This is a genomic window from Paenibacillus crassostreae, from assembly GCF_001857945.1.
Taxonomy (GTDB): Bacteria; Bacillota; Bacilli; order Paenibacillales; family Paenibacillaceae; genus Paenibacillus_AQ; species Paenibacillus_AQ crassostreae.
Genome location: NZ_CP017770.1, coordinates 2726327 through 2740539, shown reverse-complemented (window position 1 = coordinate 2740539; position 14213 = coordinate 2726327). Strand labels below are relative to the sequence as shown.

13 protein-coding genes are annotated in these 14213 nt (G+C 42.2%); 6 read left to right on the top strand and 7 right to left on the bottom strand.

The window, feature by feature from the left end:
- Positions 1-137: 137 nt before the first annotated feature.
- The 3 genes from LPB68_RS12755 to LPB68_RS12745 are packed head-to-tail and all read right to left on the bottom strand — an operon-like array spanning position 138 to position 3611.
- On the bottom strand, positions 138-2171 hold the full coding sequence (locus tag LPB68_RS12755) for a carbohydrate-binding domain-containing protein (protein ID WP_068660607.1): 2034 nt from the start codon (positions 2169-2171) through the stop codon (positions 138-140).
- A gap of 23 nt (positions 2172-2194) precedes the next feature.
- Positions 2195-2875, bottom strand: a complete 681-nt coding sequence (locus tag LPB68_RS12750; RefSeq protein WP_068660609.1) for a DUF4956 domain-containing protein — start codon at positions 2873-2875, stop codon at positions 2195-2197.
- A complete protein-coding gene (locus LPB68_RS12745) occupies positions 2868-3611 on the bottom strand; it encodes a polyphosphate polymerase domain-containing protein (RefSeq protein WP_068660612.1) in 744 nt (247 codons plus the stop codon). Before LPB68_RS12745 ends, LPB68_RS12750 begins: the two co-directional genes overlap by 8 nt.
- Before the next feature lie 313 nt (positions 3612-3924).
- On the opposite strand from LPB68_RS12745, the gene LPB68_RS12740 reads away from it, so the two are divergent.
- Both LPB68_RS12740 and LPB68_RS12735 read left to right on the top strand, forming a co-directional pair.
- Positions 3925-4602, top strand: a complete 678-nt coding sequence (locus LPB68_RS12740) for a response regulator transcription factor (protein WP_068660614.1) — start codon at positions 3925-3927, stop codon at positions 4600-4602.
- Positions 4602-5882 (top strand): sensor histidine kinase, encoded by a 1281-nt coding sequence (locus tag LPB68_RS12735; protein WP_068660616.1) that lies wholly within the window; start codon positions 4602-4604, stop codon positions 5880-5882. Before LPB68_RS12740 ends, LPB68_RS12735 begins: the two co-directional genes overlap by 1 nt.
- Before the next feature lie 63 nt (positions 5883-5945).
- Here LPB68_RS12735 and LPB68_RS12730 read toward each other — a convergent pair whose 3' ends face one another.
- Positions 5946-6488, bottom strand: coding sequence for a hypothetical protein (locus tag LPB68_RS12730; protein ID WP_068660618.1), 543 nt, complete (start codon positions 6486-6488; stop codon positions 5946-5948).
- Between the two features lie 98 nt (positions 6489-6586).
- Between LPB68_RS12730 and LPB68_RS12725 the strand changes: the two genes are divergently transcribed.
- The 3 genes from LPB68_RS12725 (at position 6587) to LPB68_RS12715 (ending at position 9267) form a co-directional block, all read left to right on the top strand.
- On the top strand, positions 6587-7501 hold the full coding sequence (locus tag LPB68_RS12725) for a phosphatidate cytidylyltransferase (protein WP_068660620.1): 915 nt from the start codon (positions 6587-6589) through the stop codon (positions 7499-7501).
- A gap of 90 nt (positions 7502-7591) precedes the next feature.
- A complete protein-coding gene (locus tag LPB68_RS12720) occupies positions 7592-8263 on the top strand; it encodes a response regulator transcription factor (protein WP_068660623.1) in 672 nt (223 codons plus the stop codon).
- Entirely contained in the window at positions 8260-9267 is a 1008-nt protein-coding gene (locus LPB68_RS12715) for a sensor histidine kinase (RefSeq protein WP_068660625.1), read from the top strand. Before LPB68_RS12720 ends, LPB68_RS12715 begins: the two co-directional genes overlap by 4 nt.
- 207 nt (positions 9268-9474) lie before the next feature.
- Here the strand turns inward: LPB68_RS12715 and LPB68_RS12710 are convergent, their stop codons facing one another.
- Together LPB68_RS12710 and LPB68_RS12705 are read right to left on the bottom strand one after the other, a co-directional pair.
- The gene (locus tag LPB68_RS12710) at positions 9475-11439 is read right to left on the bottom strand and encodes an ABC transporter permease (RefSeq protein ID WP_068660627.1); all 1965 of its coding nucleotides are present in this window, start codon (positions 11437-11439) and stop codon (positions 9475-9477) included.
- The gene (locus LPB68_RS12705) at positions 11436-12182 is read right to left on the bottom strand and encodes an ABC transporter ATP-binding protein (protein ID WP_068660629.1); all 747 of its coding nucleotides are present in this window, start codon (positions 12180-12182) and stop codon (positions 11436-11438) included. The genes LPB68_RS12710 and LPB68_RS12705 overlap by 4 nt, the downstream gene beginning before the upstream one ends.
- Before the next feature lie 257 nt (positions 12183-12439).
- On the opposite strand from LPB68_RS12705, the gene LPB68_RS12700 reads away from it, so the two are divergent.
- Positions 12440-12904: a hypothetical protein gene (locus tag LPB68_RS12700; protein WP_068660631.1), complete on the top strand. Its 465-nt coding sequence runs from the start codon at positions 12440-12442 to the stop codon at positions 12902-12904.
- Between the two features lie 106 nt (positions 12905-13010).
- Here the strand turns inward: LPB68_RS12700 and LPB68_RS23425 are convergent, their stop codons facing one another.
- Positions 13011-14126, bottom strand: a complete 1116-nt coding sequence (locus LPB68_RS23425) for a C40 family peptidase (protein WP_068660633.1) — start codon at positions 14124-14126, stop codon at positions 13011-13013.
- Positions 14127-14213 lie beyond the last annotated feature (87 nt).

Below are 14213 nucleotides of genomic sequence, written 5' to 3'. Positions count from 1 at the left end.
TATTTTTGAGATATGTTTTTCACCAGTTCTCAATCTTGTAGTCCAGCAATAAAGTAAGGGGGATACATCTCAATGTTCATCGAGATACATCCCCCTTACCTTAATGCAATCACAGCTAGATATAAGTCAAACTAACACTACTCTCCTTTTCCACCTTCAGGCTTAGTTCCACCCATCCCTCCCGTACCTCTCATACCTCCACCTGGTCCTTGATTGGTATTTCCGGTCGTTACACCTGATTCGTTCAACCAGGTTACACTACTTGAAATATCAAACGTAACAATCTCTGTGCCTCCTTCATATTCACCATCCGTATACAGCCCATCCACAACGCTACCCGTTGATGTTCCCCCCGAGTAGAGGGTATAAGAACCACCCGTCACCAGATCCGGTGAACTAATCACAACCGTTTGATAATCCTTGGATGGTGCAAAGGTCACGACGTTATTGCCCTCACTATCTTCCAGTTGTACCATCGTTCCCGCTTGTTGAGTCTCTGTAAAATTCATAACAACAGAGTATTGGCTTGATTCGTCAGATGGTCCTTGAGACATCCCTGAACTTCCGGCAGCCACCAAGGTTCCACCAGTCAACTCGAAGCTACCATCATAATCCAAGGTACCGTTACCGCTATTAGTAGGTCCATTCACAATTACAGTACCGCCACTCATCGTGACCGATCCATTCGCATCTAACCCATCACCTGTCGCATCAACCGTGATATATCCTCCATTGATGGTAAGTAGGTTGTTCTCGGAAGTACTGAACTCATTCTGTCCCTGACACCCATTCACAGAGGATCCATCATTACCACCCGCTACATTCACCCCGTCATCAGAGGCGACAATATGGATTTCGCCGTCAGAAATCGTAATATTCGCTCCTTCAATCCCTTCATAACTCTTCGATATATCTATGCTTCCAGCAGCTATCGATACTAAAGCATCTGCATGAATTCCATCGTCGCCAGAAGTAATTCCGATATCTCCACCATTGATAGCCACATTGCTATTCCCATGTATGGCATCATCCGCTGAATCGATCTTAAAGGTACCATTATTAACTGTCATATCTCCTCCAGCTTTCAAGCCTTTCGCACTAGTCGATTCTGTTTCTGTAGAAGTTTCTGTTGTTGTTTCTGTAGAAGGTTCTATAGTTGTTGCAGTTGGATCCACCTCACTACCGGGTTCAAACCCACCTCTACCTCCTGGGCCTTGCCCCATACTTTCCGTCTTCACTTCACCGTTCGCGTTACCGCCGCCCGTCACTAAGTTATACGTACCACCATCGATGAGTAATGCGGTCTCGGCTTGAATACCATCATTGTCTGCTTGAATATCAAATGATCCTGCGGTAATAGCAATGAATCCCTTGGTGGCATCTTCATCATTGGTTGCTTTGATTCCGTCTCCAGAAGCAGTGATGGTTATTTCCCCATCTTGAATAGCAACCATATCTTTTCCCATCATCCCGTCATCCGCAGCCTGAATCTCAATGGTTCCACCCATAATTTTCAGATCATCTTTACTTGTAATTCCATTGTTGTAGTTGGCAGTCACTGAAAGTTTACCCGTTCCATTAATTGTTAGATCTGCTTTACTGAAGATAGCCGCATTCGGTTCATCTGTCGAAGCATCCTCGTACACATACGTTTCTCCATCCGTAACAACATTCTCCGTGCCTTCTTGTAACGTCATAACTACTTTGCCTGCTTCTACGATATAGATGGGTGCGCTGTCACTATCATGAAGATTCACTCCATTCAATACCAATTGGACTGTCCCTTTATCCTGAACATTGACTACAATTTGTCCATCGTCAAGCGTTCCACTGAGGACATAAGTTCCTGCTGCTGTGATCTTCACCGATCCATCAACAGCTTCAGCTCCAGCACCACTAATCGTCGCATTATTTCCACTCAGTTCAATAGCTGTTGAATTGTCCGTACTCCACTCCTTCGTGGAATCCTCTTCGTCAAATGTTACTAGATCGGATATGTTAATACTAGCTAGCTCTAGTTCTGCACCAGAATCTGTCCCACTCTGTACCGTCGATATCGTTGCTGTATCCTCGACAGCAGTTGTTGTAGTGGATGTAGTACTGCAAGCCGACATAAGTACAGCACATAACAGCACCAACCCCACTTTGCTACCCATTAATAGATCTTTCATAAATTATCATTCCCTTCATCATTTTAATATTCAGTGGTTGGACTCATCGTTAAAGAGAGATCTAGATTGCCGTTACGACAGCGAATCGCATCGAGAAGTTCCTTTTGATTCGTAACTTGATCGATTGTAACCGCATAGACCAGTTCATATAAGCTACCGAGCTCAGTCGTGCGAATCTTTTTAAGCTCGAATTTAACATTATATTTCGTGAATACTTCTTCAAAGGCTTCCTCGTATCCCAAATTCTCTGGGATGGTTACTTTAAGTGTTTTCTGTTCAGTTTTCCTTACGCCGAAGTTCGTACGATTCAAGATAAACATGAGCACACATAGAATAATAGTGAATAATACAGCATAACCGAACGAACCAACTCCACAAGCAAGTCCAGACGCCATGGTAAACAAGACGAAGGTGATATCTTTCGGATCGCCAGGCGCACTTCTGAATCGAATGATCGAGAAAGCCCCTGCAAGGCTAAATGCTCTTGCCACATTGCTACCGATCAGAAGGATGATAATCGCCACAATCACCGGCAACAATACCATCGTCAATGTGAAACTTTGAGAATATCCACTTGGATTTGTTTTCATATAGGTGTAACTAATCAACGCACCCAAAATAATTGAGATTAAAATGGTTAAAATAGCCGTTGTAAAAGTTAATTCTGTACTCACTAACGTTGTCGAAAATAAAGAATCAAGCATATAAGGCACGCTCACTTTCTGTTTTGTTATTCTTCAGCATTTTTTTATACTCATTACCGTACTTGGAGAAGCTTGTTCGATACAGTTGGTGCTCAGAGAGCATCCTTGATAACCACATCGGAATGGTATTCTCAGCTTTCACTTCCATTAACCATTGGCCGGGTTCCAGTAGAGGTTCGCCATAATCCCCTTTCTCAAGCTTAAGATCATACCGTCTGCATCTAATATTCGTATCGAATGTGATTCTTAAATCGCGGTTATTTTTACAGAACAGCGCTTTTCTCTCATAAGATAGATACACTTTAGGTTCCAAATCATATTGCTTAAGGAAGTAGGAAATTTCATGGATGACCTGTTGGTTCATATAGTCTTTGAATACCGGCTCTACTCCAGTAGCGACAAAATCATAAGCCTCATTTAACTTCAACGACGTTCTTCTTTTATTGACCAGACCGCACACTTTTTTCTTAATTTCTAAATACACTTTCGTATCCTGATTCGGAACTCCGTAAGCTCTCAAGCGAAGTTTCTCCTTATACTTGGGCTTCGCTAGGCTGTTTCGAATTAACGAATGATGTGGCGTATCATAATACAGATTACTTATGGAATAGAACTCATGCTGCTTATTGTGATCGTCCAATTCCATATATTCTAGCAATGCGTCGTATAATTTATGGTATGCCTCACTATCGAGTAAGTATTTGTTCTCGTGCCGGTTGAATACTTCAATAGCCATATCGATTCAAATCCTTTCTAAATCTGAATCAATTTCATAATCGCTTATGCAGCTTAAATAAGGACTGTATATTGATCAGAACGACTCATTCTGTCAATATATAGTTACATCTAAATAGGTTTGCGTAATTATGAAATTGATTCATCTCATATTTCATATGTGATGTGGACTGCTTATATTTGTATCTTAATCCCCGTACCTTTAATGAATCTTAAATGCTAATCTCCATTCTCTTTCATTAAGGTTCATTAAAGGCAACCCTGATATAATGACCTAAGTAACTAATATACAAACTGCAGAGGATGGCATTCCTATGAGAATATTAATAGTAGAAGATGAACTTCACCTAGCTGAAGCTTTAACCCAGATATTAAAGAAACATCATTACTCCGTTGACGCTGTCCATGACGGGAGATCCGGACTCGATTATGCTCTGAGTGGTATATATGATCTATTGTTGCTCGACATTATGATGCCGGAAATGGATGGAATCAGTGTATTGCGGGAAATCCGTAAAGAAGGAATGTCTACTCCTGTAATCCTACTTACAGCTAAGGGGGAGATTCCTGATATGGTGACAGGGCTGGATCATGGAGCCGATGACTATATCGCCAAACCTTTTTCATCGGAAATATTGTTGGCAAGGATCAGAGCAGCATTACGACGTACGGGTGAAGTTCTTCCTGAGGATGCATTGAAGTTCGGGGATATCGAATTGAATACGGCGAACTTGAAGCTCTCCGTCCGTGAAAGGGAAATCAAAATTAACTTAAAAGAAAGTGAATTGTTGGAGCTTCTTATATTGAGGAAACAATCCATAACCTCTAAAGAGCAGATTATTGAGAAACTATGGGGATTTGATTCCGAAGTTGAACATAACAATGTGGAAGTGTACATTTCTTTTTTACGAAAAAAACTGACCTTCTTAAATTCAACAGTCCGCATTAGCACGATCAGAGGCGTAGGCTACGTATTAGAGGTGACCACCTAATGTTCAATAAGCTTAGGAATCGATTCCTCATTGTTAACCTAGTAACCATCTCGATTATGATGCTTGTCGCCTTCGCTTCCATCTATGTGATTACCTACCGAGATGTCCAAAATGATATTGATATGGATCTGCGCAGAATATCGGAATCTTATCAGAAGTCGCCAGGATATTTCGATCGACCAGGTGATAACGAGGGCATATCCCCCTTACCGTTCATGGATAATGATGATCCTATGAGCAATAACAGAAGTGCACCGATGGAACGTTCCGTATCCTTCATGTTGTTAACCGATGAAGAGTGGAATCTTATAGATACGACCTCTCAATTCACCATGGATGATGAAATCTATGAACTTGCATTAGAGGAAGCTGTATCTATGAATCAGGATTCTGGGCAGTTCAGCTTGGATGATAGTCACTGGGTCTTTCGTATGCAGCACACGAACTTAGGGAACATGATTGTATTCCTTGATATCTCCGCGCAACAGAATATTCTAACCAACTTAATCTATACATTCACTGTTGTAGGATTGGTCATGTTGATCATTCTATTCTTCATCAGCCGTTTCTTCGCTAATCGTTCGATCGCACCCGTCAAGGAAGCCTTCGATAAACAGAAGCAATTTATAGCAGATGCTTCGCATGAATTAAAGACTCCGCTAACGATTATTAATACGAATGCAGATGTTCTCTTGTCTAATAGTCAAGATACAATAGAAGAGCAAGCCAAGTGGCTGCACTATATCAAATCAGAAACGGAAAGAATGGCAAGACTGACCAACGATCTTTTATACTTAACGCAAATGGATGATTCGAGAGCACGTATGATCTTTACGGAATTCAACGTGAGCGATGCTGTTGAGAATATCATTCTTACAATGGAAGCCGTGATCTTCGAGAAGGATGTATCCCTTCACTATGACATTGAACCTCAATTGAGTGTGCAAGGTAACCTTGAGCAGATCAAACAGGTGGTCATGATTCTTGTGGACAACGCTGTGAAGTATACGAACTCCAAGGGCTCAGTCACTATCTCTCTTAAAAAACAGCTTAACGGCATTATGCTAGCGGTCACCAATACCGGTGAAGGCATTGATCCAGAACATTTAACAAGAATCTTTGATCGGTTCTACCGTACCGACACTTCTAGAGCACGGAAGCAAGGTGGTTACGGCCTGGGTCTAGCCATCGCTAAATCCATTATTGAACAGCATAAAGGGAAAATCTACGCCAAAAGCGTGGTCGGAGAGTCTACCACATTCTACGTTCACCTTTCATAAGAGAGTATCAAGAATCAAAAGCAGCCCATTCCTTATGAAGAGGATGGGCTGCTTTTCGAATACTCAGAGTTCAGGCTGGTATTCTCTTAATTTTCCTTCATAGATTAAATGTAGCCGGTCACTTTGCCGGAAATCATCAGGTGTAACGAGTGCAGGTAGCTTATTCCATAACTTAATGCCAGACCGCTCTAGTATGTCTGCGACAAATTGCGAGCAAAAGTAGGAGTTACTGAATTCGATCGGTTCTTCTAGCGCAATGCCAATTACACCGAGGATGTTATAGAGGAATTTTTGGCGGCTTCTGATAAAAATCTTCAAGACCCGCTTCATTTTCTCAACTTCCCGGTCGGTTACTTGAAGTTCATAGATGACGCATGTCGTATTCGGATATTTGCTGAACGTACCTGTCTTGATATCCTCCTTCACGAATCCACCATTCAGAGGGTTATTAGGGTGCTTTCTTCCGAAGCTATACATCTCCGAAAGTTTCCGGTCAAAGGAAATCGAGGCGTGATTATAAGGCGCTTTCGTGTAGCCTTGAATGATCTTCGTGAACAGCGTTCCTGTATTCGTTAACAAGATAAAGACCGATTGATCAGCTTTCATTTACTAAATTTCCCCTTAACAAGTTTTTACTATTGCTTCATAATAGCATATGATCCCTGTAAAGGTATTCCATCTTATTATAAGTAGGTGTTTAAATCATGAACAGTTCGCTATTCACATTGATCCTTATTTTTGCAGGCTTATCAGCCATTCAATTGATTTATTATATAATCGGCAAAGTACAGCCGGATAAAGATTATACACCTCTTGGTTCCCGAATTAAGACTTGGTGGGGCATGCTCCTCATCTTTTGCTTAGCAACCCTTTTCAATCCTATCGTTTCGCTACTTTCCCTGATGGTCCTCTCCTTTTTCGCACTGAAGGAGTATTTCTCCATGATCAGAACGAAAAAGGCCGATCGCAGACTGTTTCTGTGGGCATACTTATCTATTCCATTGCAGTTTTACTGGATTTATATCGAGTGGTACGGGATGTTCATTGTTTTTATCCCTGTCTATGTATTTCTGCTTCTACCACTCCCTCGATTGATTAATAAAGGAACGGGTGGATTTCTGCGTAGTGTTAGTTCGACCCAATGGGGGCTGATGTTAATGGTCTTCGGGCTTAGCCACCTGGCCTATTTCCAATTTGCTACGCCTCAGTATGGGGCGGAACTTGTGTTATTTCTAGTAGTGTTGACTCAACTCAATGATGTTGTACATTTTCTCGCATCGCTCTATTTCGGTAAAAGAAAAATAGTCCCCACCTCAAATCCTCATTTAACTTGGGAAGGATTCGCTTGTGCTTTTGTCGTCACTACAGGTGTTTCATATCTGATCTATCCCTATTTAACACCGCTTACTCCGACCTTCGGGTTTCTATCCGGCATGTTGATTAGCTTAAGTGGTTTCTTTGGTAGCTTGACGGTTTCCGTCCTAAAGCGAGATTTGTTAATCGGAGATAATGATAAGTTCGATGCTTTGAAAATGAGTTACTTAAGCCGGGTCGATAGCTTGACCTACACTTCACCCGTCTTTTTCCACGTCATCCGTTATTTCTTTGATTTTATGTAGGCCATGTTTCCCTTATACAACGGCAAAAGTTAAAGCGGAATTGCGTTTAATTAATCTATCCTTAATCCATCTTGAGTTGGAGGAATCCCTTTGTTTCGAATCATGATCGTAGAAGATGACGAGAAAATTAGACAAATCGTAGCCGATACGTTACGCAAATGGCAATATGAGGTCATCGAGGTATTCTCTTTCGAGCAAATATTGGACGAATTTGTAACAGCTCAGCCACACTTGGTACTGATGGACGTGAATTTACCGATGTACGATGGGTTTTACTGGTGCCAGCAGATTCGTTCCGTTTCCAAGGTTCCTATTATTTTCCTGTCCTCGCGCAATCAAAATATGGACGTCATCATGGCGATCAATATGGGCGCCGACGACTACGTGCAGAAGCCGTTCGACTTGGGTGTTCTTGTGGCCAAAGTAAGTGCACTGCTACGGCGTAATTACACCTACCAGGATGAAAGCTTACAAATCGCCCACCGGCAGCTTGTTTTTCACCTGTCCAATTCTTCCATTCAGTATGGCGAGCAGACGGCAGAGCTGACTCGGAACGAATTTATTATTTTACAAACTATGATGCGGAATATCGGGAAAATCGTTTCCCGGGACGATCTGATGCAGGTGTTGTGGAATGACGAGCAATTTATGGATGACAATACGTTGACCGTCAACGTGAACCGCCTGCGGCGCAAAGTTACTCTGCTCGGGCTCAAAGATTTCATCGTCACACGCAAAGGAATGGGGTATATTATCGAATGAAATTTTGGCGATTCATCAAGTATGAAAGACCGTACCTTTGCTTGTATGCCCTAATATTTCTACTGACGATTACCGTGTTTGCTACAGATCCACAAATCTCGTGGCATTGGCGAACATTCTTCTATGCGCTGACGCTGGCCTTACTCTGTCTGGTAGGTTTCTTACTCCATCGCTATATGAGGAACGTGCAGGCAGTCCACCGCATACACGATGAAGACATCGAGCCACTGTCTCTAGAGGCCGAGGCTTACCATGACGCTATTGAACAGCTGGAGATCCAGCAAATCCGTGCTCTGAACGAAGTGCAAGCTAAGCAAAAAGACTACTATGACTTCATCGTCTCCTGGTTTCACGAGATTAAGACGCCCATAGCCATCCTGCGATTAATGCAGCAAACGGAGGTCGATCCCAAAAGCTTGGAGGAAGAGGTAACCCGAATCGAGCACTATGTGGATCAAGCCTTGTACTACGCTAAGCTCGACAGCTTTAATCAAGACTACGAGATCGTGAACTGCAGTTTAGAGCTGCTAGCCAAAGAAGTCGTCAAAAGTCATTCGAAAACGTTCATTTCCAAAAAAATAAGCATTCAATTAGACGTACAATCCACCATAGTACAAAGCGATTCCAAATGGCTGTTGTTTATCGTCAACCAATTGCTGACGAATAGCTTGAAATATACAAATGACCATGGGCGAATAGCAATTGCAACACGTATCACACAGCATGAGAAGCTGCTCATCATACGCGATAATGGCATCGGCATCGACTCTAAGGATCTACCACGGATTTTCAATCGGGGATTTACGGGTAGCAACGGGCGCACATTTATGAAATCCACAGGTATGGGTTTATATCTGGCTCAGGAGCTGTCGAAGAAGCTGGGGCACTACATCTCCTGCAAATCCATAGTTGGAAGCTTTACTGAATTTACCATCCACTTTCCAAAGAACCATGACCCTTATCTGAGCATGCTGCAAGCAGAAACGGCAATGCCATCATTTTGAAGGGCGAATTCCGTATCTGTGGAAATATAAAAAATAGAGTATCAAGAATCAATTTCATAATTACGCAAATCGATTTAGATGCATCTGCGATTATGAAATTGATTCAAGTGAAACTTATACTTTCTTATTTTTCGAAAAAATGACAACAAAAAAGGCATTGACCACCATGGATCATTGCCTTTTTGTTGTACTTTTAGTGATATTCGCCTAATGATTTTCGTTTACGATTTTATAATAAATATTCGTAGATGAGATGTAGAACAGCACGTAAATCAAGAAGTAAACGCCCATGATGCCCCAAACCACACCAGTAAGCCCGGGGAAGTCCTGCACGGAATCGAGAATGTAATACTTGATAATGAACCAGCTATGCAATACTCCCAACACTAGTGGCGGCAAAAAGACAAACAGCAGCTGCTTGCGAATGACGCTTTTCATTTCCCGATTATCAACGCCGATTTTGCGCAGAATCGCATATTGCAGCTTTTCATCCGTCGCTTCACGCAATTGCTTAAAGTAAATGACGCTGGCAAGCGCAAAGATCGCGATCAGAGCAAGAAAACCACTGGCGAACAGCATCAGTGACGAGCTTTCGATCTGCTTGGAATACACGTCGGCGAACGAAGAATAATAAGCGCCTGGCGTCATTTTAACAATCGCGTGCACCTGCTGCGAAAGTACCTCAGCATTTTTGGCATCCTGAAGCCCATAGATTTCAAACGACTTTTGGCTTGCATGAGCCTGCAATTCCTGATACGCCTCATCTGAAATCGCGAGCACTGCTGGCTTAAGGATCATTGATTCTGCTGGATCGGTAGCCCAGCCCAGATACGCATAATCCTTTTTCTCGATGAGCTTAAATGTCCTTTCAGTATCCGTCTTAACCGTGAAACTCGGCTGTTCACCCGGCTCATACAGTTTCGGGAAGTCTGAACCTTGTGAAAGGGTTACTGCTTCATTCCCTTGCAATTCCACGTTTTGCTTATCGTCCCGATGCGAGATCAGCTCGTTGTATGTTTGCTGCGATACGAGCAGAACACCGGGGGTATAATATTCAGGATTATCCACAGCGACATGCATGTCCGTAACCCGGGAAGCCTCGATAACCTCTGCCGTTAAGTGGAAGATAATCTTGTGCCTAGAGCGTGTGATCAAATCATCGATTTGGGTGTTTGTTGCCTTATCCATTGACTGGAACGCTATATCATTAGGCAAATTCCTCCCCACCGCATCGAACTGTACCTTATAGTTAATCGTCATGAAGCACAGCAGTATCATAATCGCGGCACTAAACAACGAAATAAACGTTAAATTCAAAGTGTTACCCCTGATCTGGAAACGAAGTGAAGAGGTCCAAAGCACAGTATTACCTTCGTGGTATTTTTTGCGACGGCTTACCGACTGTAGAAGCCAACCTGCGAATTGACGAAAAAACAAGAAAGTGCCTCCGATAATCCCGATAGTCACAGCAATCATACTCCAAGTTGCATAGTCTAGCCAGAAAATCGAACCCTTCCCACTGCTGATCAAAGCGAAGGCCATTCCGAGGATAAGCAGAGAAACAATCGCCATGGAAGCGGAAGTCTTTACAGGCTTTTCTGACTTTTGCTTCGCATGAAACAGCTCCGTAAGATGTACTCGGTTTACCATAATATAGCTTTGCACGCTAATGATGATGGCAAGCAAGAGGAACAAACCAGCGGTGGAAACCATCGCTTGGGCGGGAAACGACAGCGAAATGACTTGGTCATATTGCATTAAATTCATGAGCAGCATTCCGAAAAGCTTGGACAGTAATCCTCCGAGCAGTATCCCTGTAACCAGAGAAATCGCGCTTATAAATATTGTTTCATAGAACATCATCATCGTAATTTGCCGCTCGTTCAATCCGTAGAGTAGGTACATACCGAATTCCTTTTTCCGTTGTCGCATGAAGAACGAATTGGCATACAGAATAAAGAAAATGATGAACATAAAGACGACAACGGACGCGATGGCCACACCCGTTTGGAAAATATCACGATTTTGCAACGCATCCATGATATCTTGGTTATACATTAGAGACGAGAACGTAAATTGAATGATGACACCCGTAATCATAGAGAAGAGATAGATCGTATAGAGTCGGAAATTACGCTTTACGTTCCGGATCGTTAGATCGAGCAAACTCATCGCGATTTCCCCCCTATGAGACTCTGGGTTTCTAGAATACGATCGTAGAACGCCTTTTGGGTTTGATCACCTGCGTAGATCTCATTTACAATACCCCCATCTCGCAGGAAAATGACTCTTTGGCAATAGCTCGCGGCATAGATATCATGAGTTACCAGCATAATCGTCGTACCGAAGACTTCGTTTAAGCCGACCAACTGCTCCAGTAATTGCGTTGCGGACCTTGAATCTAGCGCCCCTGTCGGCTCATCGGCGAACACAATTGCCGGCATCGTAATGATGGCCCGCGCCGATGCTGCCCGCTGTTTTTGCCCGCCTGATATTTCGTTCGGATATTTATGCAGGATATCCTCAATATTGAGCGCCTGCAGAATAGGTAGCAGTCGCCCTTCCATCTCCTCCACCTTGAATTTGCGCAATGAAAGTGGCAGTAGAATATTTTCTTTCACCGTTAACGTATCTAGCAGGTTATAGTCTTGAAAAATAAAACCCATACGTTCCTGCCGAAATTGCCGCAGCGACTTTTTCTTCATATCCAGCAGGGATTTCCCTTCCAGCCACACCTCACCGCTGGAAAATTGGTCAATCGTAGACAACACATTCATCAGTGTCGATTTCCCTGAGCCCGAAGGTCCCATAACCGCTGTAAGCTCCCCAGCTTGGATCACCAAATCGATATTCTTCAGTACTGCTGTCGTGCCATAGTTTTTAGATAAATTTTTTGTATGAATGACGGCTTGCATCGCTTTCTCCAACCCCTTCCTGTTACTCCACTATAGCCACATTCTCCATCATCAACCATAGAAGTAACATGAGACAACGTGACATTTTTGTCACTAACGGGATTCAATCCACATTTCCCTAGAGGGAAATCCGGTAGGTATCTTATCTACTAAACTTGAACAATAGATTGATTTTTGGATTTTGTGATATGATCGCCCACACTGTGCTATTCTTGATAGTACTCATAAGTACACAGGACGGGAGGAGACAAGCAGACATGAAATCCAAACGAGCGATGATCGACCGAAGGAACGCCGCGGGCCGTATGCGCCGGGAACAGAAAAAGAACCCACCAGGGCCATACTTCAAACTATTCGACGGGTATTGGAAGTTATTATTTGTGTTATTGATTCTTTCTGTATCCGTTGCTGTTAGCTACGATTGGTTTATAGAGACTAACCCAGGACCGGAAGAGACAGCCTTGATCCCATTTATTGCAGAACGAGTAGCAACCTTAATGCTTTTTATGATTATAGCTACCAGCTGTGTGGTTGGTATTCGGCTGATGATTAAACCATCAGCCAACTCTTCCAGTAGAGTTCGCCAACGACCAGACGGAAGACGGATACGAATAATGAAATTTGTATTGCTACTGTTCTTTATTCTCATTATTGCTGTGTCAGTCATGATCTGCTGGGCCCAACTGAAACTTCTGGTGGTGGCATGGAAGTTCATGCTGTGATTGGAGAGTGATATGTATTTTTCTATTCATTCAGGCTATATTTCACTTATAATCAAAACGTGAAGGAGCAATCCTTATGTGTTACTCCTTCACGCTTCAAATCATTTTATTTGATAACTCGTTTTGCACTTATATATGTTCTCTTCCAATAGGCTTTATTAATATTCGTAATTTGCACACCGTTTTTAGGCTTTGGTGAGGAATGCAGCATTTTATTATTACCAATGTAAATTCCCACATGCCCTACTGTTTTATTAGTTTTAAATCTTCCTGGTACGTAAAAGTATAGAAGATCTCCCTTTCTCAGGTTTTTTCTGCTTACAGAAACTCCAACCTTCGCTTGATTTCTTGCCGTTCTTGGCAATTGAACTCCATAAGCTCTATACAGTTGTTGGACATAAGAAGAACAGTCGAACCTTTTCGATTTAGAATATTTCGACGCACCAAATTTATATTTTACTCCCATATATTTTCTTCCTGTAGCGATTAATTTATTGGCATTCACATTCTTACGAGTAAAGACGGTTACACTTTCATTATTCGTGTAAGGAATCCATACTGCATTATCTTGGGGTGTTGTCCCCTCAATATCCGGTGCATTTCCTTCAAAGTCATCATTGCCACCCGCAGGATCCTCAGCGTCATCACTGAAATCTAAATCATGATTGGCATCGTTGATATCTTTATTTGCATCAGTATAACTAGGATAAATAATCAGTTGTTGATCATTAACATCGTAGTTCATGTATTCTTGGAACAGCTGAATGTCTTCTAATGAAATAAGTAGTTTATCGTTTACCATGATCGGTTCACGGGTTAATAATACATCTTCTTCTGCTTTTTCCGCATTTTTTGAATTCACTTTCATTTTGTAAACAACATCAATCTCACCAATACTATAGGTTTGTGTCCCCTCGTCCCATTCAGAATTCAATTCAAGCACGTTCACTAATTCACCCAAAGGAACATAAGAATTCTTATTGTGACTTATGATTTGTATTGCTGCTGTTTCTGAGCCACTGTTGATTGTGTCTGCCTCAGAAGTTGATTGTTGTACATTTAATTTCTGCACATTTTGATTATTCTGTGCATTCTGTGTTTTCTGCGTTTTCTGATTGTTCTGCTCCTGTGCAGCTTGTCCTCCATTATTAACACAAGCTGACGCCAACATCGAAATACACATAAGCCCTACCATTAAAGTCCGAACTCTTAATCCCCTCATATTGTTACTCTCCTTTGTATACAGTTCTCATCTTGTAGATTCCACAATATAGAGTTAGAAAGATGAGGTCGAAATATACTTTGGAAA